Raw genomic sequence first — 4503 nt, 5'->3', positions numbered from 1 at the left:
CGCGTCGACCCGCCGGCGACCCGCGTCGACCCGCCGGCCGCGCCCCAGCCCGCCGCGCCCCAGCCCGCCGCGCCACCCGCGCCCTCCGGGCCGAAGTCCCCGCCGCCGGCTCCGCCTCGAAAGCGCGGACTCTTCCGGCGCAGCGAGAAGAACCCGCAGCCCGCGGCGAATCGCGTGCCGGTCCAGCCCCGCACCGCACCGCCGGCCCCGGCCCGCCCGCTGCCCCCGGGCTACGCCCAGCGCGCCCAGCCGAAGAGCCGCCCGCTCCCGCCCCCGCGACCGCGCCGCAAACGCCGCTGGGGCCGCCGCCTGCTGGCCTTCACGCTGCTCAGCGCCCTGTGCTGCTGCGGCGTCCCGGCGTACTTCGCCTATCCCGCCGCCCAGCAGTACCCGGTGACCGCCGCCCTGCCGCAGACGATCGCCGACCTCGACCTGCGCGACACCGACACCACCCGCCAGGCCCTCGACCGCCTCACCGGCCAGCTGAGCGGCACCGCGCTGGTCACCAGCGGCGACCCGTTCGCCGGGGTCTACGCCGACGGCAACGGCAAGCGCGTGACGGTGTTCGGCTCGACCGGCTTCCGGCTGACCCCGGAGTCCGACGTCGAGGACCAGCTCGCCCGGCTCACCGACGAGTTCTCGCTGACGACGATCACCGCGTACGACCTCGGGGTCACCGGCGCGCACGAGCGCTGCGGCGTCGGCCGGTCCGGCGACAGCGGCGTGGTCGTGTGCGCCTGGGCCGACCACGGCAGCCTGGCCGCGGCCATCTTCACCCGGCGGGCGGAGGACGAGAGCGCCGACCTCACCGCCGTCCTGCGGGAGCAGATCCTCACCCCGCGCTGGGGCGGCGAGATCTCCTCGATCCTCTGATCTTCGCGCCAACCCCGGACATCAAGCCCGCGACGAGGGGTAGAACGGCGGCATGAGCAGGCGCTGGCTCTTCGCCGACCAACTCGGGCCGCACTTCCTCGACGCCCCGGACCAGCCGGTCCTGCTGATCGAGTCGAAGCGCGTCTTCCGCCGCCGGGTCTTCCACCGGCAGAAGGCGCACCTGGTCCTGTCCGCGCTGCGCCACCGCGCGGCCGAGCTCGGCGATCAGGCCCTGTTCCTCCGGACCGAGACCTATGCCGAGGGCGTGGCACAAAGCAGCGAACCGCTCAGCGTCTGCCACCCGACCTCCCGCAAGGCCCGCGAGCTGGTCAACCGGCTGGACGTCGAGGTGCTCGGCCCGCGCGGGTTCGCGACGTCGCCCGGGGACTTCCTGAGGTTCGCGAACGGGCGGCGCGGGCTGCGGATGGAGGACTTCTACCGGGACGCGCGGCAGCGGCACGGCATCCTCATGGACGGCGCCGAGCCCGCGGGCGGCCACTGGAACCTCGACCACGACAACCGCGAGGCGCCGCCGCGGGGCAGCAGCCGGCTGGGCGTACCGGATCCGCCGGAGATCCGGGAGGACGAGATCGACGCCGCCGTACGCGATGATCTCGATCGCTGGCAGCGGGAGGACGGCATCGAGTTCCTCGGCCGGGACGGCCCGCGGCTCTTCCCGGCGACCCGGCGGGAGGCGCTCGCCCGGCTGCGGCACTTCGTGGACCACCGGCTGGCGGACTTCGGCCCGTACGAGGACGCGATGCTCGCCGGCGACCCGTTCATGGCGCACAGCATGCTCAGCGCGCCGCTCAACCTGGGCCTGCTCGACCCGCTGGAGATTGTCGAGCGCGCCGAGGCCGCGTACCGGTCCGGGGCCGCGCCCCTGAACAGCGTGGAGGGCTTCACCCGGCAGATCATCGGCTGGCGGGATTTCATCTGGCACCTGTACTGGTACTTCGAGCCGAGCTACCGCGGCTCCAACGAGCTGGGCGCCACGACAGCGCTGCCGAAATGGTTCGCCGAGCTGGACGCCGACGCGGTCGAGGCGCGCTGCCTGTCCGACGTGCTTTCCGGCGTACGCGACCGGGGCTGGGTGCACCACATCCCGCGCCTCATGGTCCTCGGCAACTACGCGTTGCAGCGCGGCTGGCACCCCGGCAGGCTGTCCGACTGGTTCCACCGGGCGTTCGTCGACGGCTACGAGTGGGTCATGACCGCCAACGTCGTCGGCATGAGCCAGTACGCCGACCAGGGCCGCATGAGCACCAAGCCGTACGCCGCGGGCGGCGCCTACATCAACCGCATGAGCGACTACTGCGGCGGCTGCCGGTACGACCCGAAGGTCCGCGTGGGCGACGACGCGTGCCCGTACACAGCGGGCTACTGGGCCTTCCTCGAGCGCAACGAGGGCACCCTGGCCGGCAACCACCGCATGCGGCAGCCGATGCGCGGCCTGCACCGCCTCGCCGACCTGGACGCCCTCGTCGAGCAGGAGAAAAGTCGCGGAAGTAAGGCTCCCTAGGCCTTCTTGGGCGCGTAGCGCGGGACGTACTCCTGGCCGGTCAGCTTCTGGATCTCGGCCATGACCTCGTCGGTGATCGCGCGCAGCGAGGTGCCGTCGTCGCCGCGGCCGGTGACGTCGATCGGCTTGCCGAACTTGATCGTCACCTTGCCCGGGCCCCACTTCGGGTACATCTGGCCGATGGGCTGGATCTTGTCGGTGCCGATGACGCCGACGGGGATGATCGGCACGCCCGCGGCGACGGCGAGGCGGGCCGCGCCCGTACGCCCGCGGTAGAGCTTGCCGTCCGGCGAGCGCGTGCCCTCCGGGTAGACCGCGACCAGGTCACCCGCCTTGAGCACCGGGATCGCGTTGTCGAAGGCGGCGAGCGCCGCGCGGCCGCCGGCCCGCTCGACCTTGATGGCGCCGAGGCCGTGCATGACGAACTTCGTGATCTTGCCGCGCAGGCCCGGGCTGTCGAAATACTCCTCCTTGGCCCAGAAGGCCAGGTGGCGCGGGATGACCGTGCCGAGGAAGAGCTCGTCGGCCACGGACAGGTGGTTGCCGGCGAAGATCGCACCCCCGGTGGCGGGAATGTTCTCGATGCCTTCGACGCGCGGCCGCCAGCCGAGCGTCAGCGTGTTTCCGATCGCGAACTTGCCGATCGTGTAGAGCAGCGGCAACGTCTTCCTCCGGGCGGCGAACTGCAGGGACGAGTGGGGGCGGTAGGACATTATCCGACGCCCCCACCGCCCCTGCCGCCCAGCGTCCGTGCCGGGCTCGGCAATTACCGCGTAAGACGGCAAATACCCCCCGTCACCGTCGCCGCGGCGCCTCCAGGGTGACACCCCACAGCGAGACTCCGTCCCGGTCGCGCAGGTCGACCCGGAATTCCCCGGTACGCCCGTCGATCCGCACCTCGCCGAAGTGCTGGAACCCCTCGGCCGGCGACGTGTTGGCGACCGGCGGCGTGTGGATGAACGCGGTGTCCGGCCCGAAGGTGCCGTCGAGCGCGTTCGGCCCGAAGGCGCCGGCGTGCGCGGGCCCGGAGACGAACTCCCAGAACGGCGTGAAGTCGCTAATCGCCGCCCGCGCCGGGTCGTAGTGGTGCGCCGCGCTGTAGTGCACGTCCGCCGTCAGGAAGACGACGCCGGTCACGCCGGCCCGGTGCGCCTCCTGCAGGACCTGCGCGAACTCCAGCTCCCGGCCCTTCGGGGCGCCCGCGTCCCCCTGCGCGACGCCCTCCTGGGCCGCCGAGCCGTCCGGGACGACGATGCCCAGCGGCAGGTCGTTGGCGATGACCTTCCAGGTGGCCTTCGACTGCTTCAGCCCGCGGATCAGCCACTCGCGCTGCTCGCGGCCGAGCAGGCCACGGTTCTTGTCGACGTACGTGTTGCCGTCGTTGGGGTCCTTGAACGTCCGCATGTCCAGCACGAAGATGTCCAGGAGCGGGCCCTGCGAGATCTTGCGGTAGACCGGTCCGGTCGCGCCCGGGACCGGGACCCATTCGTGGTACGCCCGGTGCGCGCGCCGCGCGAGCACGTCGACCCGCTTCTCGGTGTATCGCGCGTCGTCGAGGATCTCGCCCGGGTACCAGTTGTTCGTGACCTCGTGGTCGTCCCACTGGTTGATCTGCGGCACCTCGGCGGCGAAGGCCTTGTACGCGTCGTCGAGCAGGTTGTAGGCGTACTGGCCGCGGTACTCGTCGAGCGTCTCGGCGACCTTGAGCTTGGCGTCGGTGAGCACGTTGCGCCAGATCCGGCCGTCGGGCAGCGTCACCTGCTCGGCCAGCGGCCCGTCGGCGTAGACCGTGTCGCCGCTGTGCAGCAGGAAGTCCGGCCGGCGGCGGCGCATCGACTCGAAGATCTTCAGCCCGCCGTACGCGGGATCGATGCCCCAGCCCTGCCCGACCACGTCACCGGTCCACACGAACGACAGGTCCTGCCGCTTCGTCGGCGCCGTGGTCAACTGGCCGGGAACGGGCTCGCTGAGCAGACCGGGACGATCCAGGCTTTCCGCGCGTACGCGATAATAAAAGCGCTCGCCCGGCGGCAGGCCGCGCAGGCGCACCTTGCCGGTGTAATCGGTGTCCGGGGTGAGCACCGGGCCACGGACCCGCCGCGCGCCGC

At 72.1% G+C, this 4503-nt stretch carries 3 protein-coding genes and 1 pseudogene; 2 read left to right on the top strand and 2 right to left on the bottom strand.

Annotation, left to right across the window (positions count from 1 at the left end; genetic code table 11):
* Both RBH18_RS43160 and RBH18_RS43155 read left to right on the top strand, forming a co-directional pair.
* Positions 1-873, top strand: a pseudogene (locus RBH18_RS43160) (hypothetical protein); the annotation flags it as partial.
* Positions 874-925: 52 nt separating this feature from the next.
* Positions 926-2395, top strand: coding sequence for a cryptochrome/photolyase family protein (locus RBH18_RS43155; protein WP_306216321.1), 1470 nt, complete (start codon positions 926-928; stop codon positions 2393-2395).
* Here the strand turns inward: RBH18_RS43155 and RBH18_RS43150 are convergent.
* Both RBH18_RS43150 and RBH18_RS43145 read right to left on the bottom strand, forming a co-directional pair.
* Positions 2392-3057 (bottom strand): lysophospholipid acyltransferase family protein, encoded by a 666-nt coding sequence (locus RBH18_RS43150; RefSeq protein ID WP_306216322.1) that lies wholly within the window; start codon positions 3055-3057, stop codon positions 2392-2394. The genes RBH18_RS43155 and RBH18_RS43150 overlap by 4 nt on opposite strands.
* A 133-nt stretch (positions 3058-3190) precedes the next feature.
* Positions 3191-4503, bottom strand: a 1313-nt coding sequence (locus RBH18_RS43145; protein ID WP_306216320.1) for an alkaline phosphatase D family protein, incomplete at its 5' end; no start/stop codon positions are given.

It is taken from the genome of Actinoplanes oryzae (genome assembly GCF_030757795.1).
In the GTDB taxonomy this organism is placed as follows: Bacteria; Actinomycetota; Actinomycetes; order Mycobacteriales; family Micromonosporaceae; genus Actinoplanes.
This window is presented reverse-complemented; position numbering and strand designations above follow the sequence as displayed.